The 23,976-nt window shown below is 43.9% G+C and carries 23 protein-coding genes; 15 read left to right on the top strand and 8 right to left on the bottom strand.

The features are described from left to right. Positions 1–4 precede the first annotated feature (4 nt). The 3 genes from AC04MM_RS12060 (at position 5) to AC04MM_RS12070 (ending at position 3,784) form a co-directional block, all read left to right on the top strand. Positions 5–907: a hypothetical protein gene (locus AC04MM_RS12060; protein ID WP_475380615.1), complete on the top strand. Its 903-nt coding sequence runs from the start codon at positions 5–7 to the stop codon at positions 905–907. A 184-nt stretch (positions 908–1,091) separates the two neighbouring features. Next, positions 1,092–3,122, top strand: coding sequence for a carboxy terminal-processing peptidase (locus tag AC04MM_RS12065; protein ID WP_475380616.1), 2,031 nt, complete (start codon positions 1,092–1,094; stop codon positions 3,120–3,122). An 80-nt stretch (positions 3,123–3,202) separates the two neighbouring features. Beyond that, a complete protein-coding gene (locus AC04MM_RS12070; RefSeq protein ID WP_475380617.1) occupies positions 3,203–3,784 on the top strand; it encodes an NAD(P)H-dependent oxidoreductase in 582 nt (193 codons plus the stop codon). 60 nt (positions 3,785–3,844) lie between these two features. Here the strand turns inward: AC04MM_RS12070 and htpX are convergent, their stop codons facing one another. Beyond that, positions 3,845–4,726: a protease HtpX gene (htpX, locus tag AC04MM_RS12075; protein WP_475380618.1), complete on the bottom strand. Its 882-nt coding sequence runs from the start codon at positions 4,724–4,726 to the stop codon at positions 3,845–3,847. Positions 4,727–5,013: 287 nt separating this feature from the next. Between htpX and AC04MM_RS12080 the strand changes: the two genes are divergently transcribed. Genes AC04MM_RS12080 through AC04MM_RS12105 form a run of 6 tightly spaced genes read left to right on the top strand, consistent with a single transcriptional unit; the run spans position 5,014 to position 10,841 of the window. Further along, complete coding sequence (locus tag AC04MM_RS12080; RefSeq protein WP_475380619.1) at positions 5,014–6,054, top strand: thiamine pyrophosphate-dependent dehydrogenase E1 component subunit alpha; 1,041 nt, start codon at positions 5,014–5,016, stop codon at positions 6,052–6,054. Continuing rightward, positions 6,054–7,109: an alpha-ketoacid dehydrogenase subunit beta gene (locus AC04MM_RS12085; RefSeq protein ID WP_475380620.1), complete on the top strand. Its 1,056-nt coding sequence runs from the start codon at positions 6,054–6,056 to the stop codon at positions 7,107–7,109. Before AC04MM_RS12080 ends, AC04MM_RS12085 begins: the two co-directional genes overlap by 1 nt. A 9-nt stretch (positions 7,110–7,118) precedes the next feature. Next, positions 7,119–7,949: a class I SAM-dependent methyltransferase gene (locus AC04MM_RS12090; RefSeq protein WP_475380621.1), complete on the top strand. Its 831-nt coding sequence runs from the start codon at positions 7,119–7,121 to the stop codon at positions 7,947–7,949. Continuing rightward, complete coding sequence (locus AC04MM_RS12095) at positions 7,949–8,323, top strand: dihydroneopterin aldolase (protein ID WP_475380622.1); 375 nt, start codon at positions 7,949–7,951, stop codon at positions 8,321–8,323. Before AC04MM_RS12090 ends, AC04MM_RS12095 begins: the two co-directional genes overlap by 1 nt. Beyond that, positions 8,305–9,594: a dihydropteroate synthase gene (gene folP / locus AC04MM_RS12100; protein ID WP_475380623.1), complete on the top strand. Its 1,290-nt coding sequence runs from the start codon at positions 8,305–8,307 to the stop codon at positions 9,592–9,594. Before AC04MM_RS12095 ends, folP begins: the two co-directional genes overlap by 19 nt. Further along, on the top strand, positions 9,591–10,841 hold the full coding sequence (locus tag AC04MM_RS12105) for a bifunctional folylpolyglutamate synthase/dihydrofolate synthase (RefSeq protein WP_475380624.1): 1,251 nt from the start codon (positions 9,591–9,593) through the stop codon (positions 10,839–10,841). Before folP ends, AC04MM_RS12105 begins: the two co-directional genes overlap by 4 nt. Here AC04MM_RS12105 and AC04MM_RS12110 read toward each other — a convergent pair. Next, positions 10,827–11,549 (bottom strand): helix-turn-helix domain-containing protein, encoded by a 723-nt coding sequence (locus AC04MM_RS12110; protein ID WP_475380625.1) that lies wholly within the window; start codon positions 11,547–11,549, stop codon positions 10,827–10,829. The two genes, AC04MM_RS12105 and AC04MM_RS12110, sit on opposite strands and share 15 nt — an antisense overlap. A 120-nt stretch (positions 11,550–11,669) precedes the next feature. On the opposite strand from AC04MM_RS12110, the gene AC04MM_RS12115 reads away from it, so the two are divergent. Then, positions 11,670–12,449, top strand: coding sequence for a M24 family metallopeptidase (locus tag AC04MM_RS12115; RefSeq protein WP_475380626.1), 780 nt, complete (start codon positions 11,670–11,672; stop codon positions 12,447–12,449). Here the strand turns inward: AC04MM_RS12115 and AC04MM_RS12120 are convergent. Both AC04MM_RS12120 and pyrE read right to left on the bottom strand, forming a co-directional pair. Next, positions 12,436–14,259 (bottom strand): M3 family oligoendopeptidase, encoded by a 1,824-nt coding sequence (locus AC04MM_RS12120; protein WP_475380627.1) that lies wholly within the window; start codon positions 14,257–14,259, stop codon positions 12,436–12,438. The genes AC04MM_RS12115 and AC04MM_RS12120 overlap by 14 nt on opposite strands. A 10-nt stretch (positions 14,260–14,269) precedes the next feature. After that, positions 14,270–14,791, bottom strand: coding sequence for an orotate phosphoribosyltransferase (pyrE, locus tag AC04MM_RS12125; protein WP_475380628.1), 522 nt, complete (start codon positions 14,789–14,791; stop codon positions 14,270–14,272). 85 nt (positions 14,792–14,876) lie between these two features. Here pyrE and AC04MM_RS12130 point away from each other — a divergent pair, with 85 nt between their 5' ends. Then, positions 14,877–15,101 (top strand): hypothetical protein, encoded by a 225-nt coding sequence (locus AC04MM_RS12130; RefSeq protein ID WP_475380629.1) that lies wholly within the window; start codon positions 14,877–14,879, stop codon positions 15,099–15,101. 51 nt (positions 15,102–15,152) lie between these two features. Here the strand turns inward: AC04MM_RS12130 and AC04MM_RS12135 are convergent, their stop codons facing one another. Continuing rightward, complete coding sequence (locus AC04MM_RS12135; protein WP_475380630.1) at positions 15,153–16,190, bottom strand: hemolysin family protein; 1,038 nt, start codon at positions 16,188–16,190, stop codon at positions 15,153–15,155. A 107-nt stretch (positions 16,191–16,297) separates the two neighbouring features. Further along, positions 16,298–16,819, bottom strand: coding sequence for a hypothetical protein (locus AC04MM_RS12140; RefSeq protein ID WP_475380631.1), 522 nt, complete (start codon positions 16,817–16,819; stop codon positions 16,298–16,300). Between the two features lie 186 nt (positions 16,820–17,005). Between AC04MM_RS12140 and AC04MM_RS12145 the strand changes: the two genes are divergently transcribed. Beyond that, positions 17,006–17,443, top strand: coding sequence for a hypothetical protein (locus AC04MM_RS12145; protein ID WP_475380632.1), 438 nt, complete (start codon positions 17,006–17,008; stop codon positions 17,441–17,443). An 89-nt stretch (positions 17,444–17,532) separates the two neighbouring features. On the opposite strand, the gene fusA is transcribed toward AC04MM_RS12145, so the two are convergent. Beyond that, on the bottom strand, positions 17,533–19,641 hold the full coding sequence (fusA, locus tag AC04MM_RS12150; protein WP_475380633.1) for an elongation factor G: 2,109 nt from the start codon (positions 19,639–19,641) through the stop codon (positions 17,533–17,535). A 268-nt stretch (positions 19,642–19,909) separates the two neighbouring features. Between fusA and AC04MM_RS12155 the strand changes: the two genes are divergently transcribed. From AC04MM_RS12155 to aat, 3 genes are read left to right on the top strand one after another with little or no spacing between them, the layout of a single operon-like run. After that, on the top strand, positions 19,910–20,770 hold the full coding sequence (locus tag AC04MM_RS12155) for a protein-glutamine glutaminase family protein (protein ID WP_475380634.1): 861 nt from the start codon (positions 19,910–19,912) through the stop codon (positions 20,768–20,770). A gap of 18 nt (positions 20,771–20,788) precedes the next feature. Further along, complete coding sequence (locus AC04MM_RS12160) at positions 20,789–22,246, top strand: RecQ family ATP-dependent DNA helicase (protein ID WP_475380635.1); 1,458 nt, start codon at positions 20,789–20,791, stop codon at positions 22,244–22,246. Further along, positions 22,230–22,871 carry a leucyl/phenylalanyl-tRNA--protein transferase gene (aat, locus tag AC04MM_RS12165; RefSeq protein WP_475380636.1) on the top strand — a complete coding sequence of 214 codons (642 nt, stop codon included), beginning with the start codon at positions 22,230–22,232 and terminating at the stop codon, positions 22,869–22,871. Before AC04MM_RS12160 ends, aat begins: the two co-directional genes overlap by 17 nt. On the opposite strand, the gene AC04MM_RS12170 is transcribed toward aat, so the two are convergent. Further along, complete coding sequence (locus AC04MM_RS12170; RefSeq protein WP_475380637.1) at positions 22,868–23,845, bottom strand: trypsin-like serine protease; 978 nt, start codon at positions 23,843–23,845, stop codon at positions 22,868–22,870. The two genes, aat and AC04MM_RS12170, sit on opposite strands and share 4 nt — an antisense overlap. Positions 23,846–23,976 lie beyond the last annotated feature (131 nt).

Consider the following 23,976-nt stretch of genomic DNA (forward strand, 5'->3'; position numbering starts at 1 on the left):
CGAAGTGTCGGACGAAAGAAAAAAAGGCCAGCTGGAGCTGGGACAAACGAGATCGAGAGAGCCGGATAGAAATTATCACCGCGGCGGTCGTAGTTTTTACTTTTTTGATTTTGACGACAATATCGCCTTTTTAACGACGCCATTAATTTTATTTCATAAAAAAACACGCGAAGAGCTGCATCTGTCTTCTGCCGAATGGGCGTTGCACCACTCGGCGATCGGTAAATCCGGCCCCTATGAACACTATGAAATCGAGTGGGATGATGCGACCGGAACCTTTAGGTGTTTTCGCGATGTGAATATTCCTGAATTAGAAAAACAGCAGGGTAAAAAACAACCGTTCGTACAGGATATTATGATGGCTTTAGGCCACCCGGACGGGCAGTGGAAAGGTCCTTCGTGGGACTGTTTTTATCATGCAGTTTTTAACCAGCGTCCGATTTCGGTGATTACGGCCCGCGGCCACTCGGCCGAGACATTGCGTGCCGGAATTTATGAGTTTGTTAAAAACGGACATTTGCCGTTGGAGCCGAACTATTTAAGTCTCTTTGCCTGCAGTAATAAGCAGGTCCGACACAGTTTTGGTGATGCCGAATATAAGATGTCGACCGCTGAACTTAAACAAAAAGCTATCCGGGCTTCGGTTGAACGTGCGATAGAAGTTTATGGTTACAGTCCGCATCACCGCTTTGGCATGAGTGACGATGACCCTAAGAATATTCAACTTATTGTTGAGGAGATGACGCGACTAAAGTCGCAGTATCCGGAGATGTCATTTTTCATGATCGAAACCCATGGCGGTGACTTCGTGAAGCATGAAATTTCGCAGCATGGCCTGACGACGCCGCTTGTAAATGACGGTCTGGAGCAACTGGACCTATTTGATCAGCTCGCTAAACGAAAATAATTTAAAAAGATTTCTATAAACAAACTGATTCGTAATAAGACAGTTTCACAAATCACTTAACATAATACTTGTTTGTTCGTTCAGACAAAGGGCATAACTGCCAATATTGTCTGCATATTTATCAAGAGTAGGTCTATAATAACCGTTAAGTCATTTGTACTAACAGTTAAGGAAACACTTACCTATGAAATCACAAAAGTATTTATTAGCCGCCGCAGTGGCTCTGGCATTTTCGTTTGCACAACCAGAAGTGGCGCAGGCGCAAATCTTTGATTTTAACAAATCTCTGGATTGTAACTGGGTAGATCCGATTCAATCAGCCTATTTAGCAAATCACTTAACCTACAAAAGCGAAGATGCTGAATTACAAAAACGCGTAGTTGCGCAATATATTAAGCGTCAGGATCCGGCTAAAATTTATTTAGTTCAAAGCGATGTTGATCAGATCAAATCGACGATGAAAAACCTTTTTGAAAATTTAAAAAAGAAAGACTGTAAGTTTATTGCTTCAGTGCAGGAGACTATCGTTAAACGTGCCGCTGAGCGTGTTGAGTTTGTTAAATCTTACTTAGGCAAAGATTTTAAATTTAATAAAGACACTGAATTTGTTTACGATCCAGACAAAAAAGACTACCCGAAAACCGCTAAAGAAGCTGAAGAATTTTTATCTAAGTATATCCAGTTTCAGGTAGCGAACTACTTAGCGACAGATATTAAACTTGATGAAGCAAAATCGCGCGTTATTAAAAACTACGAGCGTAATTTAAAACGTCTTAAAGATATCAAATACGATGATCTGGTGGCGAACTACTTAAACTCTTTTGCGTTAGCGTTAGACCCGCACTCATCGTTTTTCAGTAAAGACTACTACGAAGATTTTAACATCGATATGAAGTTAAAACTTGAAGGTATCGGAGCCACACTTTCGCAAGAAGATGGTTTTACCACGATTGAAGCGTTAGTCACCGGCGGTGCGGCGGCGAAATCCGGCCAGTTAGAGCCAAAAGATAAAATTATCGCAGTATCTAAAGGTGCTAAAATGGAAAATGTTGTCGACATGGAATTAAAAGATGTCGTTAAACTTATCCGCGGCCCTAAGGGCACTAAAGTAAAATTAACGATTTTACGTAAAGAAGGTTCTGGTAACAAAAAATTTGACGTAGAGCTTACCCGTGAAGTGATCGCCTTAGAAGATAACGCGATTACGATTTACTACCAGGATAAAGTGATCAACGGTGAGACAAAAAAAATCGGTATTATTAACTTTCCTTCATTTTATGCGGATTCAAACAAAGGTGGTAAAACATCTTCTGCCGATATGAGAAAAGTTTTAGCTGATGCGAAAGCCAAGAAAGCTGACGGTATCGTGATCGACTTATCTAACAACGGCGGTGGCTCGTTAGATGACGCTGTCAAAATCGGCGGTATGTTTATTAAAACCGGTAATATCGTAAAACAATCTTCGCGTCGTGGCGCTGAAACACCATTAGCTGACGTGGATGAAAAAGTTGACTGGGACGGCCCGGTGGTGGTGTTGACATCACGTGTGTCGGCTTCGGCTTCTGAGATTTTATCAGGGGCATTGAAAGATTACGGCCGTGCCGTGATCGTAGGTGGCGACCATACTTACGGTAAAGGTTCAATCCAGACTGTTCTTCCGATTCCGGGTGAGTTGGGTGCCTTAAAAGTTACGATCGGTATGTTCTTTATCCCGGGCGGTTATTCGACCCAGCATAAAGGTGTAGACAGTGATATCGTTTTCCCGTCGCCGTTTCATGTGGACGATATCGGTGAGAAATCTATGGATTACTCGTTACCTCCGAAAAAGATCGATCAGTTCGTTTCTAAAGACGCTGCGGTTACAAAAGGTGAAGGCCAGTGGAGTCCGATCAAATCTGAATGGATCAAAACTTTAAAAGTACGTTCTGAAGAGCGTATTGCCAAAAACGAAGAATTCAAAAAAATTACCGAAGAATTAGAGAAAACTAAAAAACTTGGTAAAACGATTAAAGTGGCAGAGATCGTAAAAGAGAAAGATAAAGACGAAAAAGAAAAAGCTAAAGCTAAAAAAGCTAACCGCTATGGCAACAAGGCTGAGAAAGAAAAAGAATACTTAAAACGGCCAGAAATCCAAGAAGCGGCGAATGTGTTAACTGACTTAATTATCCTTGAAGAAGGCAAAGTTAAGGATCTGACGAAGTTAGATAACAAATAATCTGATGTAAACATTAAGATAAAAAAAGGAGAGTGAAAACTCTCCTTTTTTTATTTACTCTGTGTCATACTTTTTTCGTTATGCAAAAAAAGATTTTGATTTTACAAGGACATCCGGACAAACAGAGTTTTAATCATGCCCTGCACGCGGCCTATAAAAAAGGGGCGTTGCAAGCGGGCGCCCAGGTCGAAGAAATTTTTGTTGGTGATTTGCCGTTTAAATTGAGTCTGGAGCATGGTTACCGTCAGCGCACCGAGCTTGAGCCGTGCCTGATCGAGGCCCAGAACAAAATTAAATGGGCGGACCACATTGTCGTTATTTATCCGGTATGGTGGGGGTCGGTGCCCGCCGTGCTTAAAGGTTTTTTTGATCGCGTGTTGTTACCGGGATTTGCCTGGCGCAAACGTGAAAATTCGGTGTGGTGGGATAAGTTACTTACCGGAAAAACCGCACGCATTATTTCAACCATGGATCAGCCGCCGTGGTACTATTTTTTGATGTATGGGGCGCCGTCAGACCGAGCGGTGAAAAAACTGACTCTGGAATTTTGTGGCATCAAGCCAGTTAAGATCACATCGATTGGGCCGATCCGGCTGTCGAAAGAATCTTTCCGCAAGAACTGGTTAAAGAAAATCGAAGCCTTGGGAGTTCAACAGAATTAAGACATAAAAAAAGGAGAGTGGTTAACTCTCCTTTTTTTATTTTCTTAAAGACCTGGCAGCTTATGATTGTTGTAATCTGGCGATGCGGTCTTCTAAGCGCGGGTGCGTGCTTAGTAATGCGAAAAATTTTGATTTACGGTCTGAAATCTGGAACGTCGCCAGAGGCTGTTCTTCAGGAACCGGCGCCGTTTCGTGCTGTAAACGCTGTAACGCGCGGATCATCTTATCTTTACCGCCAAGGGCAGCACCACCGGCATCGGCGCGGAATTCACGGTAACGCGAAAACGCGGCCACCACAAACATACCTAAGATGTTAAATAAAATATCTAAAATTAAAGTCGCAATCATTCTTACGATGTGTGCGCTTTCTTCTTTAACCTGTGTTGACAGGATATGACCGATCACACGCGCTAAGAACATACCGAAAGCATTTACCACACCTTGTACAAGTGTCATGGTAACCATGTCACCGTTGGCAACGTGGGCAATTTCGTGTGCTAACACACCTTCAACTTCGTCTTTGTTCATTTTGCGCATTAAGCCGGTCGATACTGCGACCAGTGAGTTTGAACGGCTCGGGCCAGTGGCAAACGCATTCATCTCTTCGCTGTCAAACACGCCGACTTCCGGCATTTTTGACAGGTTCGCATTACGTGCTAAACGGTAGACAGTCTGAATTAACCATTGTGCTTCCGGTTCGCGCGCTTCTGGCTCAACGATTTGGACACCCATCATCATTTTTGCCATGAATTTCGACATTAGTAATGAAATGAAAGCGCCACCAAAACCCCAGACCAAACAGAATGCGGCCAATGAAGCATAATTGATACCGTACGCTTGTAAGTAAGGCTGAACACCGAGAACGTTAAGAATAACGTTAATTGTGATCATGATTAGGGCGTTAACTAAAATTAGCATCCCAAAACGCTTTAAAAAGTTCATTTTTCTATACTCCTGCGCGTATTAATTTTAAACGCGACTTTAATAACACCATAACGGTGAGTTCCTTTAGTTTAGAGTCAAGTCGGGCTATACGCAAATGCAAACGAACTGAGCAAGCAATTGCATTACCGCCAGCCAAAATGAAATGGTTCCAAACTGGCGCCGGACCGCTTTAAGACGCTTTTAAATGTGGAATAAGCCAGCCCTTTTTGTTATATTTTTTTCGCATGAAAAAAACGTCCGTTTCCTCTTCCAAAAAGTCTGCGTCAGCAAATAAAGCTTTGTTGATGAAATCAAAACCCGCCGAAAAGGCCAAAGCGCCCGCAAAAATTAACTTTGGCGGTTTAAGTAAAGAACTTTTGCTGACCATGCATTCTCACATGGTGAAGGCGCGCGTTCTTGAAGAGCGTTTAATTAAAATTTACCGTGCCGGTGAATCTTTTTTCTGGATTGGTGGGCCGGGTGAAGAAGCGTGGGGCGTACCGTTAGGGATGTTAGCGAAAAAGGGCCAAGGCCCTGAATATGATTATTTGCATTTACATTACCGTTGTTCGCCGACCCTGGTTGCGATGGGTCTAGATATGGTTGATTCAATCCGTTTAATGATGAATCGTGCAACTGATCCGAATACCGGTGGCCGAAATTTCTCGAACCACTTTGTGATTCCGAAATGGAATGTGGCACCTGTCACTTCACCGCTGGAAGTCCAGTACCCGATTGCCTGTGGTACAGCGCACGTGCAAAAACGCACTGGCAAAAAAGCATTAACCATCGTAACCGGTGGTGATGCCGGAACTGCTGAAGGTGATTTTGCTTCAAGCCTGATCTTAGCTTCGCGCAAAGGCCAAGAGCTGCCGATGTTAATCACGGTGCAAAATAATAAATGGGGAATTTCAACGTCTTACGAGGGACAGCATGGTGAAACATTTATCGCCGACCGCGCCCGTGCATTTAATATTAAATCGCAGGTGATCAACGGTAACGATCCGGTAGAAGTTTACTTAACGTTAAAAGAAGACATGGAATACATTCGTAAAACCGGAAAACCCGCATTTATTGAAGCGATGGTTTCCCGTCTTTACGGCCACTCGTCGGCCTCTGGTGCAAATCCGGTGCAGAACGAAGTTGATCCGGTTAAAGATTTTGAAACTAAATTATTAAAAGCAGGATTGTTAAAAGAAGCTGAAGCCAAAGAAATCTGGGCGGCTTTTGAAGCTGAAGGCGTGCGCGCAACAGAAATCGCCCGCGCCGAAGGTGTACCGACTCCGGAAAGCATCTGGGATCACACCTACGTTGGCAGCGAAAACGCAGACTGGAGAAAATTCTAATGGCAAATATGGCTCAAGCCATCCGAATGGCTTTACACTACGCTGAAACTAACTACGAACTTAAAGATGTTTTCGGACAAGACGTAGGCGCGCCATTAGGTGGCGTATTTACGGCAACTCAAGGTATCAAAACAGCATGGAATTCGCCGCTCGACGAACGCGGTATTATCGGTATGGCGATGGGTATTGCCATGGCCGGTGATAAGTGTGTCGCTGAAATCCAGTTCGCTGATTATATTTTTAATACCATCGATTTATTAAAAATTGCCGGTAACACTTTATGGTGCACAAACGGTCAGTACAATTTACCGATGACGGTGATGACTCCGGTAGGTGCGGGAATCCGCGGTTCAGTTTATCACTCACACTCATTCGATGCCTGGGCTTCGCGCTTGGCGGGATGGAAAGTGGTGATGCCGTCTAATCCATTAGATGCTTACGGTTTATTATTATCTTGTATCTTAGATCCGAACCCGACGATGTTTTTAAAGCCGAAGGCTTTAATGCGTGTACGCGGTGAAGAGTTAATCCCTGGTGAACCGGCGGATGAAAAAGAATTAAAGAACATGATCGACGCACCGATTGGTGATCGTTCAACCTGGAAGGCGAACTGGCCGAAAGTTCAAGAATACCTAGTGCCGTTCGGAAAAGGTAAAATTACACGGGCTGGTCACCAGATCACGGTTGTGTCTTACGGCCGTCACTTATTACTTTGTAACGAAGTGGCTGACCAATTGGCTCAAGAAGGGTATTCGGTTGAAGTGATCGACTTACGTTCGATTTATCCCTATGACTGGCAGATGATTAAATCTTCGGTGCAAAAAACCGGAAGATTCCTGTGCGTGAATGAAGACACTGAAGTAACTAACTTCGGTGAACATTTATCTTACCGTGTGACGCAAGAGTTGTTCTATGAATTACAGGCGCGTCCGCGCGTAATTGCGGGTAAACATGTTCCTGGTATTGGTTTACATCCGAACCTTGAAGATGCCAGTGTGCCTCAAAAACATGAAATCGCTGATGCGATCCGAGAAATTTGCGGCGAGATCCCGTAGGAATCATTTATGGCAAGCAAGAAAAAATCATCTAAGACTAAGCGCCAACGTAAACTGCCATTTGATAAATACGATTTATACTTAAATGCTGTACAGTCTCCGGAAGGGGATGTGCAGTTTTATCGTAACCGCTACAAAGAATTCTTTGGAGCCCCTAAAAAAGGAATGACCTTACGTGAAGACTTTTGCGCCGGCGGGGCGATCAGCTGTGAATGGGTTAAGCTTCACAAAGATAACACCTCTTGCGGCTTAGATCTTGATGATGAGCCAATGAGCTACGGCCGTGCCAATTACATCGCAAAGTTGTCTCCAGACCAGCAACAGCGTATCACTTTGATCAAGAAGAACGTGTTAGAAGCCGGTCTGCCTAAGGCGCATATCGTGGTGGCCACTAACTTCTCTTACTACATTTTTAAAGAGCGTCAGGTGTTGGCCGATTATTTCAAAAATGTTTATAGCTCTGTTCACCCAAAAGGGTTGTTTATCGTCGATATGTTCGGCGGCACTGCTTGTACCGATCATGCGATGGATAGAAATCCGTGTGATGGTTTTACTTACTACTGGGAGCAAAAAGATTTTGATCCGGTATCAAACTTTGCAAACTTCGGTATTCACTTTCGCTACAAAGGTAAAATGTATAAAGATGTTTTTACTTATGACTGGCGGATGTGGACGATTCCTGAGATCAGGGAAATCATGCTGGAAGCTGGCTTTGACGATGCGGTTGTTTACTGGGAAGGCTCTAAGCGTGACGGTACCGGTAACGGTATTTTTACGCGGGTTGAAGAGGGCGAAGCTTGTTTAAGCTGGATTGCTTACGTGGTCGGAGTTAAACACTAGTGAAACAAACTCTGCAGATAAATTCTTTTGAAGTTTTTATGAGCCTGGGTGTGACCAAAGAAGAACAAGCCCAGCTGCAGCCCGTGTTGTTTGATATTACTTTGCTGTTTGAAAAACCTGTCAAAGGTTGTGCGACAGATAACCTAGACGATGCGATCAATTATGCGGCGTTAGTGAGCCATATTAAAATGGTGGCCACGGCCCGGCCGTTTAACCTGATTGAGAATGTCTGCTTTCTGACTCACCAGCATCTGACAGAATGGTTAAAGTCTCATGGCTTTAGCGGAGAACTGGTAACTTCGGCGACAAAAGTTCGCCCACCGGTTCCGTCATTGCAAGGTGGGGTCAAATTCACATGTCAGCATCCCGTGTAGTTTTAGGTCTTGGGTCGAATATTGAAGCCATTAAACACTTACGTTTGGCTTTGGCCGAAATCAAAAAAATTTCTTACTGTACGGTGGTCGGCGTAGCCTCAATCTACGAATCAGATGCGTTACTTCCGGACGGAGCACCTCCGACCTGGAACCAAAAATATTTAAATTCTGCCGTAGAAGTCGAAGTTACGAACTTCGAACCATTCAAACTCCTTAACGATCTTAAAGCGATTGAGCTTAAGCTTGGGCGCGCAGGCAGTGACCGCTGGGCCCCGCGCAAAATTGATATTGATATTCTGTGGGTGGAAGGGTTCGAGTTAAAAACTGAAGCTTTGAATATTCCGCATAGCCAGATCTTAAACCGTCCGTTTGCCCTGTTTCCGCTGGTTGAACTTTGCGATGATTTTGTTTTTGATTCGCCGGCTTGGCTGCATCAGGAACTGCCGCCGTTTAATACCCAGATTTCTAAAACTTTTGTGTGGCCGAAGTTTGCCGGCATTTTAAATGTGACCGACGATTCATTTTCGGGTGATGGGGTATTGGCCTCGCCGCTGCAGCAACTGGGAAAGCTTCTTGATGATGGTGCTGACATCATTGATATCGGCGCAGAATCGACGCGGCCGGGGGCTTTAATCGTTGACCCTGAAACTGAATACCGCCGTTTGGCGGCGACTTTAGATGTGATCAACAAATATAAAAAAGATTATGCGCGTGATTTTGAAATTTCGATCGATACCCGCAAGCCAGAAGTGATGGCGAGGATACTGGAGAACTACCGTATTGATTATCTTAACGATGTGGAGGGTTTTCGCCAGCCGCAGATGCGTGATCTGTTAAAGTTAACCGAGGCTAAAGCGGTCTGTATGCATTCATTTTCGGTGCCGCCGTTAAAGCAGGAAACGATTCCGGCGCATGAAGATCCGTGGTTTTTTTTAAGTCAGTGGTGGTTAAAACAAAAAGAAATTTTTGCGCAGGAGAATATTTCGACCGAGCGGATGATTTTTGACCCTGGAATTGGCTTTGGCAAAACGCCCCAACAGAGTGTTGATCTGTTAAATTATCTATTCGGCTTTAAGGCGATTAAAGAAGAGATCTATCTCGGGTACTCACGCAAATCATTTTTAGCTCTGCTTACTGATAAACCGGCTGCCGATCGCGACCCAGAGACCGCGCAGGTGACGGAGATCATTAATCAGGCCTATGCGCAATATTTGCGGGTGCACAATGTGGCACAGAATAAGCAGGCTTTAATTGAGCGGGTGATCTTATGAGCGAATTTAAAAAAGCTGTAGCGGCCCTTGAGGCGCTTAATATTATGCCGAAAACCATGCCTGGCTTAGAAAAGCTGAAGCAGGCATTGCAACATAAAACCTGGTTCGCTGAATTAAACCCGGAAAAAATTATTACGGTGGCCGGCACCAACGGCAAAGGCACGACCTGTGCAGCTCTGCAGACGTTGCTTTTGTCGGCCGGAAAAAAAGTTGGCCTTTACACTTCGCCACATCTGATTTCGACCGTTGAACGTATCAGAGTTAATGGTCAGGAGATTGCTGAAGCCGATTTTGTGCGGCTTTATCAGGAAAATAAGGCACTGATTGCTCAGTATGAGCTGACGCACTTTGAAAGTCTGACGTTGATGGCGGCAGAATATTTTTTTGCCAACAACGAATTAGACTATGTTATTTTCGAGGTTGGGCTGGGCGGCACCTATGATGCCACCAACGTGTTTCCGAATCGGTATTCGATTATTACCGCGCTCGCGATGGATCATCAGAATATTTTAGGTAATACGGTCTTAGAAATCGCTAAGAATAAATTTGGTATTATTAAACCTAACTCAAAAGTTGTGCATCATCCGTTGCCGGGTGAGGTTTTTGCGTTGTTTGCAGAAGTGTTGGCTCAAACAAATTCGCAGGCGATTGCCGCAGTTGCGGGATCGATTCATGCCGAAAAAGACTTTGAACCCCACTGGTTTTTAACGACACCGTGGGGAAAAACCCTGGTGAATATACCGGGTCATCGCGCCTGTGAAAATATTATGACGGCCCTGACGATGTTTGAAGAGCTGGGATTTGAGCCGCAGGATCACTTACATAGTCTGGAAAAAATTCCGTGGGCTGGCCGCATGCAAAAGATCAAATGGCCGCATCTGGAGGCTCCGGTTTATCTGTCGGGGGATCATAATTTCCAGGGGGTGCAGAGTTTAGTGCAGCTCTTGCAGTCGTATGAGTGGAATGACCTGCATCTTGTAGTTGGTATCGGGCAGGATAAAGCAGCCGATGAAATGTTTCGCCTGCTGTATACACTGCCGCGGGTAAATATCTATTTAACAAAAACCCCGTTTAAAGGACGAAGTCTGATGGAGTATCCGGAAGACGTGCGCACCCGAGCGGTCGATGAAAACGAAGATGTGATTGCTTTGCTTAATTCTGTGCCGGCTAAGAAAAACGACCTCGTGATTGTCACGGGGTCGCTGTATTTGGTCGGTGCTGTGCTTTCGTTTTTAAATAAATCCTGAATTGGCCACGGCAATCAGGGAGCTGATCTGGGTCAGATCGCGGTCAGCATAGCGGGTTTTTTCTCGTTGGGAGAGGCGAGCAAACTCGTTAACCAGTTCATTTAAGCGGTCGTAGAACTGATTCTTGGATTTTTCACTTAAACGTAAATACGAAAGCCGGTGAAGCGTTTCTTTGTCATTTTTTTGGGCCAAGACTTTCTTTAAAGTATTTTCTGACCATTCGTGATTCAGTTTTTTTACCAGCGGGCCATCACTGGCCCAGCGAAATAATCCTTTATGCACAGATACGATGCGATTGTTTTTTCCGATTTTGATCAGATCTAGGTTTTCAAGTTTAAGTAGGTTTCGCTGTAACTGATCATTTGTGATTTTTTCAGCTTTTTTAATGATATCTAAGGGTTTTTCTTCAACCGCTAAGAACCAATAAATGCGAAACAGCAAGTTATTTTCATACAGGACGCTTTCTTGTTTTGGGCTCAGGCGCACGTTTTTGACTTCAGCTTCGTCCGCGAGTTGAAACAGATCAGCCAGGGAGAGGCCTACTAATCTTGCAATCTGTTCCACGCGTGTTAGCGAAATATCTTTACCAGTTAAAAGTTTTTTTACTCCGGATTCACTCATTGCGAGCTCATCCGCCAGTGTTTTGTAGGTGATTTTCTTCACCTTCAACACCTTTTTCAGCGTTTCGACCACATTATGATTCGTCATTTATTCGTCCTTAATTCTGGCCTTTTTCAGGCTAAAAGTACCGTAATCGGGTACCTTTTATTCAAATATATAGAAAAAAGTTCAGCCTTGTTAAGATAAAAGTACAGTTCGGAGGAAAAAATGCGACACAAGTCTAGTTTGATTAAAAATTCGGAAGCCGTGAAAGCCATGCGCACAGCCTGTGGCATCTCATCGCAGTTACACACGTTATCCATGACGGGAGCGGTTGTGGGGCTGACAGAAAAAGAGCTCGCCCAAAAGATTTCTCGTTTTTACCAGGCAACAGCAGCGGGCAGTTGGGCGTATCCGATGTTAGTGGGCACCGGGTCACGCACCACGATTATTCATGCAGCTCCAACACAAAAGAAAATTAAAAATGATGAACTGGTTTTAATCGATATGGGTGTTAAGTTTGATGGTTTTGCCTCTGACATCACCCGCACCTGGCCCGCCGGCAAAAAGTTTAGCAAAGAGCAGAAAACGATTTATCAAATTGTTTTAAAAGCCCAGAAAGAAGTAATTAAAGCCTCTAAACCTGGAGAAACGCTCACAAATTTGCATGCGCTGGCAAAAGAGATTCTGTTAGAAGATCTGCTTCGCCAGAAAGTGATCAAGAAAGAAGAACTGGCCGAAGTTTTTCCGCACAAGACATCACATTGGATCGGTCGTTTGGTGCATGATGCCTGCCCGTACTTTAATGAGGATCAAACTGCTGTAAAACTTAAAGCGGGAATGTTATTTACAGTTGAACCAGGATTATATTTAAAAAACCGTAAAGATAGATATAACAATATCGGAATTAGAATTGAAGATGTTGTGCTGATCACTGAAGATGGCTGTGAAGTCATCTCCAGTGCAGCAAAAGAAGTGGACGAGGTCGAAGAGATTAGAGCTTATTAAAACCTTCTAATTGCTTAGCGACCGTATCAAGGGCCTTCATCCAGAACTTTTTATCAGTGATATCTTCACCCAGGTGTTTTTGGATAAGGTCTTCGGCGGTCATTAAGCCGGTATCACGTAAGATCGCTGTATATTTTTTGCTGAAGTCTTTACCCCACTCATCTTTGCGGGCGTAAAGGCTTAAGCTGAATAAGTATCCAAACGTGTACGGAAAGTTATAGAAACTGTAATTCGCAATCGAGAAATGCAGCTTTGACGCCCAGAACATCGGGTCTGGCTTTGAGAGACTGTCGCCGTACCATTTTGTGTAGGCTTCAGACATGAGCTGTGTTAATTCATCGGGCGTTACAAAACCTTTTTTGCGTTTTTCATAAAAGTTTTTCTCATATTCAAAACGGGTCGGTATATTTAACAGTAACGAAACAGCGCCTTCGGCGATCGACCAATAGACATCTAAAAGCTGATCTTTAGTTTTCGCCGTCGCAATTTGGTAATCAAATAAAGTTTGTTCAGCAAAGATACTTGCCGTTTCGGCTAACGACATTGTGTACATCGTAGCTATCTTCGACATATCACGCATCACCCAATTATGATAAGCATGGCCCAGTTCGTGCGCCAGCGTTGAAGTGTTTTGTGATGAGCCGGCAAATGTTAAAAATACACGCGGGCTGCGGCTTTTTGAAAAGCCACCGCAGTAGGCCCCGTTACGTTTGTTCGGGCGAACACTGGCATCGATCCAGTTTTTATCCAACATCATCTGCGCAAACTCACCCATTGTCGGATCCATATGAGTGAAAGCGTCTTTGACTTGTTTAAACGATTCAGCAAATTTTAAAGCTGATTCTGACTTTACCGGAGCCGGCGCTACTAAATCCCAAGGGTCTAGCTGGGATTTTCCGTAGTGTTTAGCCATACTCTTGGCTGCTTTTTGAATAATCGGGCGGTAGTCACTTACCGCATCGATCATAGCCTGCAAAGTTTTACCTTCAATACGATTACTGTGTAGCGGCTCGTCCAAGAAATCTAATGTTTTAGTTGCTGTCGAACGCAGTTTATTAACGTCGTGTCTCCAGCCGGCTAACGCATTGACGATGGCGGCTGCAGATTGTTGGTGTTCGCGCCAAGTGTTTTGAATACCTTCCCAGCTGGCTTTGCGGATCGCTTCGTCAGCGCCCTGGGTGTTTCCGAAGGCAACAGCAATGCTGACCGGCTCTGGAAAAGACGGGTGATTGATTTTAACCCGCGCACTGCTTGAAATCGAAGAATAAAGATTGCCCCAAGATGTGTGGCCATCTTTGTTTAAAGTCGACATAATGGCTTCTTCTTTTTCAGAGAGCATGTGGTCTTTTTTCAGGCGCAGACGGGAAAAGTGAAAAGCGTAGTCTTTGATTTTTTCGGCCTTAAAAAAGTTTTGGTAATTTTCCTCAGTCGTTTTCGATAAAAATAAATTCAGCGGCGTAATGGCAATTTCAAATTGTGAATTTACATCTTTATATAAGTACGAATACATTTTTTCGGCTTCGACATTCTTTGAATTCAGCGAGAATTCAAACGAAGCATATGAAGATAGGTTGTATAGTAAAATCTGTGCCTGCGAATAAATATAAAGCGTCTCTTGTAAGCCTTCTAAAGCCTGTGCTGACAGTGTTTCTTCAGGTTTTGCCAAAGCCTGTGCGAAACTTTTTAAGTTCGCCTCAATTTTTGCCGTCTGGGTTTTTAAAATTTCTAGATCTGCCGAGAACTCTTTTGAAGAAAATGATGGGTATTCAGTGGTGTTATCCCATCTTGGTAAGTTTTCAGTTGTATCCATATTACATCCTTTATTTCGGAAAATCTTTTCTGACGAATAAGCTTTTTACTTGCAGATCAATGGCATTTAATTTTGCGATAGCTTCATCGCCGCCGCGGTTGATCACGCATAAAACCGTGCTGATGTTGGCTTTTACCGAACGTAGATCAGCGGTACTTAAAATAACCTGGCCGCCAGATGTGATCACATCTTCGATAATGCACACTTTTTTATTTTCGATCGCAGCGCCTTCGGCGAATAAACATGTTCCGTAGTCTTTGGCTTTTTTGCGCACGAATGTTACCGGAATTCCGGTTTCAAGCGAAATCGCCGTTGCCACTGGTATTCCGCCCATTTCAAGTCCTGCTAATACTTCGGTATCTTTTGGAACAAGTTGTGCCATCTGGCGTGCGATTTCGCGCAATAATTCCGGGCGCGATTCAAAACGGTATTTATCAAAGTATTCATTCGAGATTTGTCCTGAGCGTAATTTGAACTCTCCGGTTAAATGGGCGACGTCGAAAATTTTTTGAGCTAGTTCTGAATGGGTCATGCAGTTTCCTTTAGACACTAAATGGTTCGAAAAGTTTGGCTTAGATTATGCTTTATTTAAGGAAGTTGGAAGTCATGGTGCTAAAATGAAAAAGCAATTAAGCTTATGGATTGAACAATTGAGCGCGCAGTTCAGCAGTCGGGGAAATGCCTCAGACTTTCAAACCTTGCGTCTTTTCGCCATCTTAGCCGGCTTAACGCTGCTTTTTGTTGTTATGCTTACGGCCGTGCAGTTCTCGCCGATCGCGCCTAACCCTGCGGAATTAAAGGCCAATCAGGACCTTAGTACCGAAGCCAAACTGTCACCGTAAGCTTCAGTAAATTAAACTAAATGTAGATTGTTCGAGCAGGGGCTATGGCCGCTATTTGCGGTTGAGTTTCTTGCGTTGTTGCCACTGTTCCATGGCGTATTTGCGCATGTCTTCGATGTTGTCGAACTCATCCATAATCTCGACCCCTAACAGGGTTTCAACGGCGTCTTCAAGGGTGACCAGGCCGGTGGTTACACCGTACTCGTCGTTAACTATGGCTAAGTGGGATTTTTCTTTAATAAAGAAATCTAAGACCTGGGATACCGTCATGCGTTCGGCTACGTTTGAAATCGGCATTAACAATTCGCTGATTTTTTTATGATGTTGGTCGGCTGATAAGGCCTCTAAAATTTTGTAGCGATGGGTGATGCCGATAATGTGATCCAGAGAATCCTGATAGACAGGAATACGTGAAAATCGAATCGGTTTAAATTTTTTTGAAACTTCATGCACGGTCATGTCGCCTTCAAGAGCCATAAACACTGATCTCGGCGTCATGATGTCAGAGACGTAGACGTTATCAAGTTTCATTAAATTTTTAATGATGGTTGATTCTTTGGCTTTTAAAGTTCCTTCTTCAACGCCGATCTCTGCGTGTTTGATCATTTCGTCGCGGGTTACATCCGGCTCTTCGGTGGCAGAAGTTAAAATCTGAGTAATCATGTCGGCTAATTTTACAAATGGATAAACTGTAATTGTCATCATCTGTACGCAGTAAGCGACAAAGATAGAAAGTGATTTTGGATTGTTTTTACCAATCGTCTTTGGGAGAATTTCAGCAAAAACTAAAATCATCAATGTTAAAAATACTGAAAATAGCGTGACGTACGTGTCGCCAAACTCATTTTGTACCGCATAAGCAATCCATGCAGCGCCAAGAGTATTTGATATCGTGTTCAAAGTTAAAATTGCAGTGATTGATCGATCCATATTGTCGATCACATGTTTTAAAACTTTTGCGGATTTAGGACGTTGTTCGATCGAGACTTCAACGAAGGCCGGTGACAATGAAAGCAAAACCGCCTCACATAATGAACAAATAAACGAAACTGATAAGACCAGCACGAAGGCGATCAAAATTAAAACCATAGAAGCAGCTATCTTAGCATCGTTTTGGGGATAAAAGCTAAGGGCTTCTTGAGTATTGATAGGGAATTGATGCGAGTTATGCCTATATCATAAGCATCTACTTTGGTTTAAAACAAGTGCATTATAGTAAGGCTTGGGTAGCTTTCGTGTTCGGTTCTGTAGGCGTTAATGTTGCGGGTAAGTTCATTCTCGGTGAATGTTGCTGAACGGTAAGACATCTGTAAACCAACATGAAAATGGCCGCCGATATGCTCCAGATAACCTGCATTTAGTTGTGTCGCATGGCCTGTATACCAGTTGCCAAGTTTAGCTGTAAAATCATAATCGCCTAAAATAAACCAGCCGCGGTTCCAGTAATAACCAATAGCTATGCCAAAGGCTTGGCTAAACTCACGCTCAGTTTCAAAACGTGATTCTTGTAAGTAGTGAGCTCCGAGCGCCAGTCCACTACGTTCGAAGTAAAGCAGATTTACATCAGCTTTATTACTGTAGCCAGAGTTGTTATCGCTGTCTGAGATGCTGTGAGAGGTGAATCCGCCTTGTAAAATAACCGAATACATACGTGGCGAGAGGGCGCCAAAAGTGTTCAGAGAAGCAAAAAATATAAACACATAAATAAACGTGCGCATAACATTAACTTTAGAATACTAGTTCACAGATTGTATATCATTTTTACGAGTACGCTTTATCGGCCGCTGTCTATATTGTAGTCGTATTTGTGGAATATAAGCTGATATAGCCACCGTGGCGTGGGCTTTGTAATTGCTAGCTGCTAAAAGGTGATAATAACCCAACTCACGTAAATAGGAGAGACTATGCAATTATCAAAAATCGTATTAGCGGCTATCGTAATATCTGGCTCTATGGCTTTTGCTCAGCTGGATAACTCACAAGTTGAAGAAACCTACGCAATTCAGTGCGGAACTTTAGAGGATGTCAGTAAGGTGGTCGGCCAGGACATGGCTACGGCAACAGATGAAGAGAAAAAAGAATTACAAGAGATCCGCCAATCGACGTATGACGTTTTAGTCGGTGGTGAAAAAGCCATTCAAAAACTTTTAGATGACGGCAATAAAAGCGATACCGGTGGTTTTGGTGTAATTTTGGCCTGTGGTATGATCGAGCAAATCGGGGCTAAAGTTTCTGAAAAGGGTTGTTTAAACATGGCTACAGGAGAAACCACAAAAGGTGAAGCGGGTATTAAAGCCTGTAAGTCAGTGATGGATGCTATCAACGCAAAAACTAAAAAATAAATTCAAAATTCAAAAAGTAGTACGTATCTTGTAAAAAAAAGCCCCGGTGTTTCCACCAGGGCTTTTTTCTTTTTGTCTTTTAACTCAGATTACTTATTTTCAGCCGCACGCTTAGCCGCGTACTTTTTGATTAAGTCGTCTTGAACGTTACGAGGCGCTGGAGAGTATTTAGCGAATTCCATAGTGAACTCACCTTTACCTTTAGTCGCTGAACGTAAGTCAGTTGAGTAACCGAACATCTCTGTTAACGGTACTTCTGCTTCGATCGTTACGTTACCTTCGATTGTTGTCGTACCAGCAACAACACCACGACGTTGGCTGATTTGACCAGTCGCTGGACCTTGATATTCTTCAGGTACAGTCGTCTCAAGTTTCATGATTGGCTCAAGAACTGTAGGCTTTGCTTTTTGGTAAACTTCACGCATTGCTGCCATAGCTGCAATTTTGAAGGCCATGTAAGATGAATCGACATCATGGAACGCACCGTCTACTAAGTCTACATCAACATCCACGATAGGGAAGCCGATCATAGGGCCTTTAGCGCACTGTTCACGGAAACCCTCTTCAACAGCTGGGATGAATTCTTTAGGAATACGACCACCCACAACTTTGTTGTTGAAACGGAAGATAGAACCATCTTCTTGTTTTTCAAGAGGACGGATAGCACCAGCGATTTTCGCGAATTGACCCGAACCACCTGTTTGCTTTTTGTGAGTGTATTCGTACTGAGCTTCAGCGCCGATAGTTTCACGGTAAGCAACTTGCGGTTGACCAACTGTAACTTCACAGTTGAATTCACGTTTCATACGCTCGATGTAGATTTCTAAGTGAAGCTCACCCATTCCTGAGATGATAGTTTCATTAGATTCTTCGTCACGGTGAACGCGGAAAGTAGGATCTTCTTTACGGAATTTTTGTAACGCCTTAGAGAAGTTGTTCGTACCTTCTTTAGATTTCGGAGCGATCGCAAGCGAGATAACTGAATCAGGCACGTGCATAGATTGCATAGACGCCTGGATGTTTTCGTCACAGAAAGTATCACCTGAAGCACAGTCGATACCGAACATCGCAACGATGTCACCAGCGTAGGCAACTTCAACGTCTTCCATTTTATCAGCATGCATACGTACAACGCGCGGAACTTTAACTGATTTCTTACCAGATTGGTTGATAATGAAATCACCTTTACGAAGAGTACCTTGGTAAACGCGCATGTAAGTTAACTGTCCAAACGGAGTTTCCTGAAGTTTGAACGCTAACGCTACTAGAGGTTTGTTATTATCCGGAGATAATGGGAATTTTTCTTCGTTTTTAGTTAAGTCTAATGCGTTTTCAATTTTTTCAGATGGGTTTGGTAAGTAGTAAGTAACGCCATCTAATAAGTGTTGAACGTTTTTATTTTTGAACGCAGATCCGCAGAATACCGGAACTAATTTTAATGAGATAACGCCTTTACGGATAGCCGCTTTCATTTCGTCTACCGTTGGCATTTCTTCCATTAAGAATTTTTCCGCAATACCGTCGTCGATATCAGCTAATTTACCAACTAATTCTAATTGGTATTTTTTTGCATCTTCAGCTAATTCAGCTGGGATTGGGATTTCAACGATGTTTTCACCGTCGTCACCTTGGTTTTCGTAAGCTTTCATCGTGACTAAGTCTACGATACCACGGTGTTTGTCTTCTAAACCGATTGGAATGTTAACCATTACAGCGTTAAGACGTAATTTATCAACTAAAGCATCTTTAACACGGAATGGATTAGCACCTTGACGGTCTAACTTGTTCACGAACGCTAAGCGCGGAACATTGTAACGTTTCATTTGGCGGTCAACCGTGATCGATTGAGATTGTACACCGGCAACACCGCAAAGTACTAGAACAGCTCCGTCTAATACGCGAAGAGAACGTTCAACTTCTACTGTGAAGTCAACGTGGCCCGGAGTATCGATTAAGTTAATTGTATAATCTTTCCAGTGAACTTGAGTTGCTGCTGACTGGATAGTGATCCCTTTTTCACGCTCTAGATCCATAGAATCCATAGTCGCGCCAACGCCGTCTTTACCTTTTACGTCGTGGATTTCGTGGATTTTACCACCGTAGAAAAGGATACGCTCAGATAAAGTAGTTTTTCCTGAGTCGATATGCGCTGAGATACCGATATTGCGGACTTTTTGAATGTCCCAAGTTTTTGCCATTTTAACCTCTGTCTAATGGGTTTATGTGTTTGCTTTTATTAAAGTAAAGATAACGGTCTATCAGACTTTTTTTCGAGAGGCAAACGCTATGGCTGGCGCCCAAAATAAGGGCAAGTCTGGAGTCTTATTTGCAAAGTCATCTGGTAGCTATGAAGTTGCACGTTAACAGGTACTCAAATCCAATATATTTGCATACAGCACATATTGTGTCGGTTCTTTCGACATTGGGCCCGCTTTCGTCAGCCAAAGCTTATCAGGAGGCAGGTTTATGATATTGCGAGCGTTTTTATTTTTATTGTTAGTTTCATCGCCACAGGTCTGGGCCGGAAACCAATGTCAGAACCTGTTTTCAGACCATCAACTTCTGTTGGACCGCAAAAGTCTGGTTGAAAAGGATCTGATCGAAGCTTATCCGGCCGAAGTGGCTGGAAAAACACCTGCCGAAGTTGCAGAGATGAATCGTAAATTGCTTGAAAGCATTAAAGGCGAAGTGCCGTTCCGGACCACATCGACCCGCGCCACAGAGATCAGCGAGACAGCGGCTCATCGCCTTGTTGATTTAACTTACCAAAATCCGGTGGTGAATCCAGGCAATAAAAAATACGATCCTAACCGCAACATTGGTTTTTGTTTTGGACGCGCAACATTTATTCATTTGATGCTTTTAAAAATGGGCGTGCAAAAAAACTCAATCCGCAAAATCTGGGCGATTGGCCCGATGAACACCGGCGATATTAACTGGCGCTACCATGTGGCGACAATGGTTTATACCAAAGAAAAGGGTTGGCTGGTTCTTGATACCAACCACGGTGGCCCAGTTACCCCGCAGGAATGGGTAGCGACATACTCGAAAATGAGCACTGATGGTAAACTTCGTTTTTATAGCAGTGATGCAAGCAAGTTTAGTTTTATGATGGGAAAATACGCGCGTATTCAAATGGGTTTAGATTTGCCGCAAGAGCGTGATTTTTACCGTAATTATTTTAAAGATATGATGGAGTGGGTGCGCAAAAGAACATTGTCAGAAGACGGCACTGTCACTGTAGATAAAGCGCCCGTGGCACAAAACTCAAATTTTGCGACGACGATGTCTGATATGTGGCGTTCCATCGTTGAGTTTTTGCGATAATTTCTTTAAACTCAGTTGGTGCACGATTTAAATCAAACTTTGCAAAAACATTTTGGCTTCGCGAATTTTCGCGGAGCTCAAGCCGCGGTAATCGAGCGTCTGATCGGCGGTCATTCAACATTGGCGCTGATGCCAACCGGCACCGGCAAGAGTCTGTGTTTTCAGTTTATGGCCCACGTACAAAAACCGGGCGAATTGGTTTTGGTGGTGTCACCGTTAATTGCGTTGATGCAGGATCAAACGCAAAAAGCGCTGGATGTGGGCTTACGTGCTTCATTTATCAATTCTTCAATTTCCGGTGATGAAAAAGAAAAACGCCTGCGCCAGCTGGCTGAAGGCAAATTTAATATTTTCTTTGTCACGCCGGAGCGGTTTAAAAAGCCGGATTTCTGGGACGTGATTCAAAAACAGAAAATTTCGTTGTTCGTGGTCGATGAAGCGCACTGCGTGAGCCTGTGGGGCCATGATTTCCGGCCGGATTACGCCAAACTCGGGCCAATTATCGACAAGCTCGGCAAACCAACGGTCTTGGGTTTAACCGCAACCGCAACCATTCCGGTGCAAAAAGAAATCTGCACATCGCTGGGCTTAGAAACCGAACACGGCATCGTCACCAGTGGCATCGAACGTCCCGAGCTGGCTTTAAAAGTTGAAGATATTTATGGTGAAGAAGAAAAATTTCAGGCGATGTACGACATCATGAAAAAACACCCTGACCAGTCAGGTATTGTGTATTTTTCGTTAATTGCCACCTTAGAAAATTTCGGCCGTTTTCTGCAGAAACAAAAATATCCCTACTTAAAATACCACGGCGATATGATGCCGGGGCAAAGACGGCAAAGTCAGCATTCGTTTTTGCGCGGCAAAGTCGGCGAACCCTTATGGATGCTGGCCACGCCGGCGTTTGGTTTAGGTGTTGATAAACCGGATGTGCGTTTTGTTTTGCACAGCGAAATTCCGTCGACTTTAGAGTCCTATTTTCAGGAGGTCGGGCGGGCCGGACGTGATGGCAAGCCAGCGCAGGCCGTGCTGTTTTACGATGAAGATGATGTGTCGATCCAGATGCAGTTTTTGGACTGGGCCTATCCGGATAAAAACTTTATCTTAAAAGTTTATCATTTAATTCAGGATAATTACGACCGGGTGTCGCAGCAGGGGTTTGATTTTTTACGTGAGCAGATGACCTTTAAAAACAAAAAAGATTTTCGCGTACAATCTGCGGTCAGTATCTTGGCGCGCTGGGGTTGTCTGGAAGAAGTCGATTCGCTGTTTGGTTACAAAGCGCTGCAGCCTCCGGCTGAATCGTTATTTACCCAGGAGAACCAGGACCTGTTAAAAAAAGAACATCAAAAAAAATTACTGACGATCTTGCAGTGGGTAAAACAGACTGATGAATGCCGCATGAAGCGCATTTATCTGTATTTCGGCCACTATGTAGATAAAGCCTGTGGTGTGTGTGATGTCTGTAGCCGGTGATCTTTTAAATGATTTTCCAGACCCGCGCGAAGCCGAAATCATCGATGATGTCATCGCGGCTGGCGGAATCCTGGATGCAGCGAATCTGCAGCTCGCTTACAGCTTAGGAATATTTCCGTGGCCACATGAAGGTTATCCGCTGTTGTGGTTTTGTCCGGATGAGCGCGGTATCCTTGAGTTTTCCGAACTGCATATCGCAAAAAGTTTAGCTAAATGGATCAGAAGACACGAGCCAACGATTACGGTTACGGTAAACCAGGCTTTTACTGAAGTGATGCGCGAGTGCCAGCAGCAGGTGCGTGCGGGCCAGAAGGGAAGCTGGATTACGGCAGAGTTAATTGCCGCTTACAGCGACTTAAATAAACTCGGCGGGGCCATATCGGTTGAATGCTGGCAGAATGATGAGCTGATATCAGGAATTTACGGCGTCAGAAGTAAAACCTACTTTAGCTGTGAGAGTATGTTTTTTAAAAAACCGAATGCTTCGAAGTATGCGTTTATCCAGTTGGTAAAACACTTGCAGAAGCAGGGGCTGACCTGGATGGATTTGCAGATGGTCACAGATGTGTCCGGCTCGTTTGGCGGAAAATATATCTCGCGTGATGAGTTTTTAGACCGGATTTAGCGCTTTGACCGGTGTTTTTTACTTTCCAGATCCTGGATTGAATCCCGGATCCAGTCTTTGTGAAAATCTAAATTTAAGTAAATACTATCGCCGTAACAAGAGTTGAATTTGTTTTCTGGGTCTTCTTCTTTTACTTTGTAAGTGGCGATGGCGATGGCCTGCAGATAAAAATGATCACCGCGTTTTATAAACAACGGCCCACCGGAGTCCCCGCCGCACACGCCGGGTGCAAAACGCTGGCTGCGTACAATCAGGCGCTGGTCTGCCTCCCGGATGTTCAGCGGAATTTTAGCTTTTAACAGTGTACCGTTTAACGGCGGCAGGAGCAGATCGTTACGGTATTCCGGATCAGCATTAAGATTTTGATACTCACTGATGCGGCCAAAACCCGTCACATAACCTTCACTGTCAGTTACGTTTGGCGAGCGATTAAAATACAAGACCGTATTTGGACGGCTTAAATAATCGTGGTCGTATTTGCCGGCAAGGATAGGATGTTCAAGCTGTAAGACCGCCAGATCAAAATGGTTAGACTTATTTTTCGGGCTCGGCGGTATTTTGGCTTCGTCTTCGCGGGCTTTATATTTAAAATACATTCCCGGAATCTGCACGGCTTGAATTTTGTAGACCTGGTCCGGAAATACCGGCTGATTAACGTCGTCAGTAAAGATCACGCGCGATTTTTCAAAGTAAGAAGCGCAATGGGCCGCAGTCAGAACATAACGGTCATGCAGTATTACGCCGCTGCATAGCCCAAACTTCTGAAATCTGAATGGGGCCGAAGGGTCAATGTCATAATTGCGCGCGATATAAACGGTGCGGCCATGGATTGCATCTTTGGCCGTAACCGGAGTGCCGCGCAGGATGCTGCCGTCGAGTCTGGTTCGATCCATAAAATCCGGGCCACCACAGGCAGCCAGTACAGAAATTAAAAATAGGATAGCGCAGAGACGTAAAGTCATGCGTTTAATCATTTCAAATTCTGTGCGTGATGAGTCGGGTTATATGCGAATAGGCAGCGGCGTTAGCGTCGAACTTCAGAGCGCCTGTTAAGGACCTGACAGTCGTGGTTTAAGCTACAGATTTTTGATGTATCAAAATGAGA

The sequence above is a fragment of the Bdellovibrio sp. SBM16 genome, assembly GCF_056175625.1.

Excerpts from the sequence above, each read along its gene's own strand:
- AC04MM_RS12090 (WP_475380621.1), top strand. The coding sequence starts at position 7,119 with ATGGCAAGCAAGAAAAAATCATCTAAGACTAAGCGCCAACGTAAACTG.
- AC04MM_RS12080 (WP_475380619.1), top strand. The coding sequence starts at position 5,014 with ATGAAATCAAAACCCGCCGAAAAGGCCAAAGCGCCCGCAAAAATTAAC.
- AC04MM_RS12170 (WP_475380637.1), bottom strand. The coding sequence starts at position 23,845 with ATGATTAAACGCATGACTTTACGTCTCTGCGCTATCCTATTTTTAATT.
- AC04MM_RS12070 (WP_475380617.1), top strand. The coding sequence starts at position 3,203 with ATGCAAAAAAAGATTTTGATTTTACAAGGACATCCGGACAAACAGAGT.
- AC04MM_RS12135 (WP_475380630.1), bottom strand. The coding sequence starts at position 16,190 with ATGGTTTTAATTTTGATCGCCTTCGTGCTGGTCTTATCAGTTTCGTTT.
- AC04MM_RS12130 (WP_475380629.1), top strand. The coding sequence starts at position 14,877 with ATGAAAAAGCAATTAAGCTTATGGATTGAACAATTGAGCGCGCAGTTC.
- AC04MM_RS12140 (WP_475380631.1), bottom strand. The coding sequence starts at position 16,819 with ATGCGCACGTTTATTTATGTGTTTATATTTTTTGCTTCTCTGAACACT.
- htpX (WP_475380618.1), bottom strand. The coding sequence starts at position 4,726 with ATGAACTTTTTAAAGCGTTTTGGGATGCTAATTTTAGTTAACGCCCTA.
- AC04MM_RS12115 (WP_475380626.1), top strand. The coding sequence starts at position 11,670 with ATGCGACACAAGTCTAGTTTGATTAAAAATTCGGAAGCCGTGAAAGCC.
- folP (WP_475380623.1), top strand. The coding sequence starts at position 8,305 with ATGTCAGCATCCCGTGTAGTTTTAGGTCTTGGGTCGAATATTGAAGCC.
- AC04MM_RS12110 (WP_475380625.1), bottom strand. The coding sequence starts at position 11,549 with ATGACGAATCATAATGTGGTCGAAACGCTGAAAAAGGTGTTGAAGGTG.
- fusA (WP_475380633.1), bottom strand. The coding sequence starts at position 19,641 with ATGGCAAAAACTTGGGACATTCAAAAAGTCCGCAATATCGGTATCTCA.
- aat (WP_475380636.1), top strand. The coding sequence starts at position 22,230 with ATGTCTGTAGCCGGTGATCTTTTAAATGATTTTCCAGACCCGCGCGAA.
- AC04MM_RS12085 (WP_475380620.1), top strand. The coding sequence starts at position 6,054 with ATGGCAAATATGGCTCAAGCCATCCGAATGGCTTTACACTACGCTGAA.
- AC04MM_RS12145 (WP_475380632.1), top strand. The coding sequence starts at position 17,006 with ATGCAATTATCAAAAATCGTATTAGCGGCTATCGTAATATCTGGCTCT.
- AC04MM_RS12155 (WP_475380634.1), top strand. The coding sequence starts at position 19,910 with ATGATATTGCGAGCGTTTTTATTTTTATTGTTAGTTTCATCGCCACAG.
- AC04MM_RS12105 (WP_475380624.1), top strand. The coding sequence starts at position 9,591 with ATGAGCGAATTTAAAAAAGCTGTAGCGGCCCTTGAGGCGCTTAATATT.
- AC04MM_RS12120 (WP_475380627.1), bottom strand. The coding sequence starts at position 14,259 with ATGGATACAACTGAAAACTTACCAAGATGGGATAACACCACTGAATAC.
- AC04MM_RS12065 (WP_475380616.1), top strand. The coding sequence starts at position 1,092 with ATGAAATCACAAAAGTATTTATTAGCCGCCGCAGTGGCTCTGGCATTT.
- pyrE (WP_475380628.1), bottom strand. The coding sequence starts at position 14,791 with ATGACCCATTCAGAACTAGCTCAAAAAATTTTCGACGTCGCCCATTTA.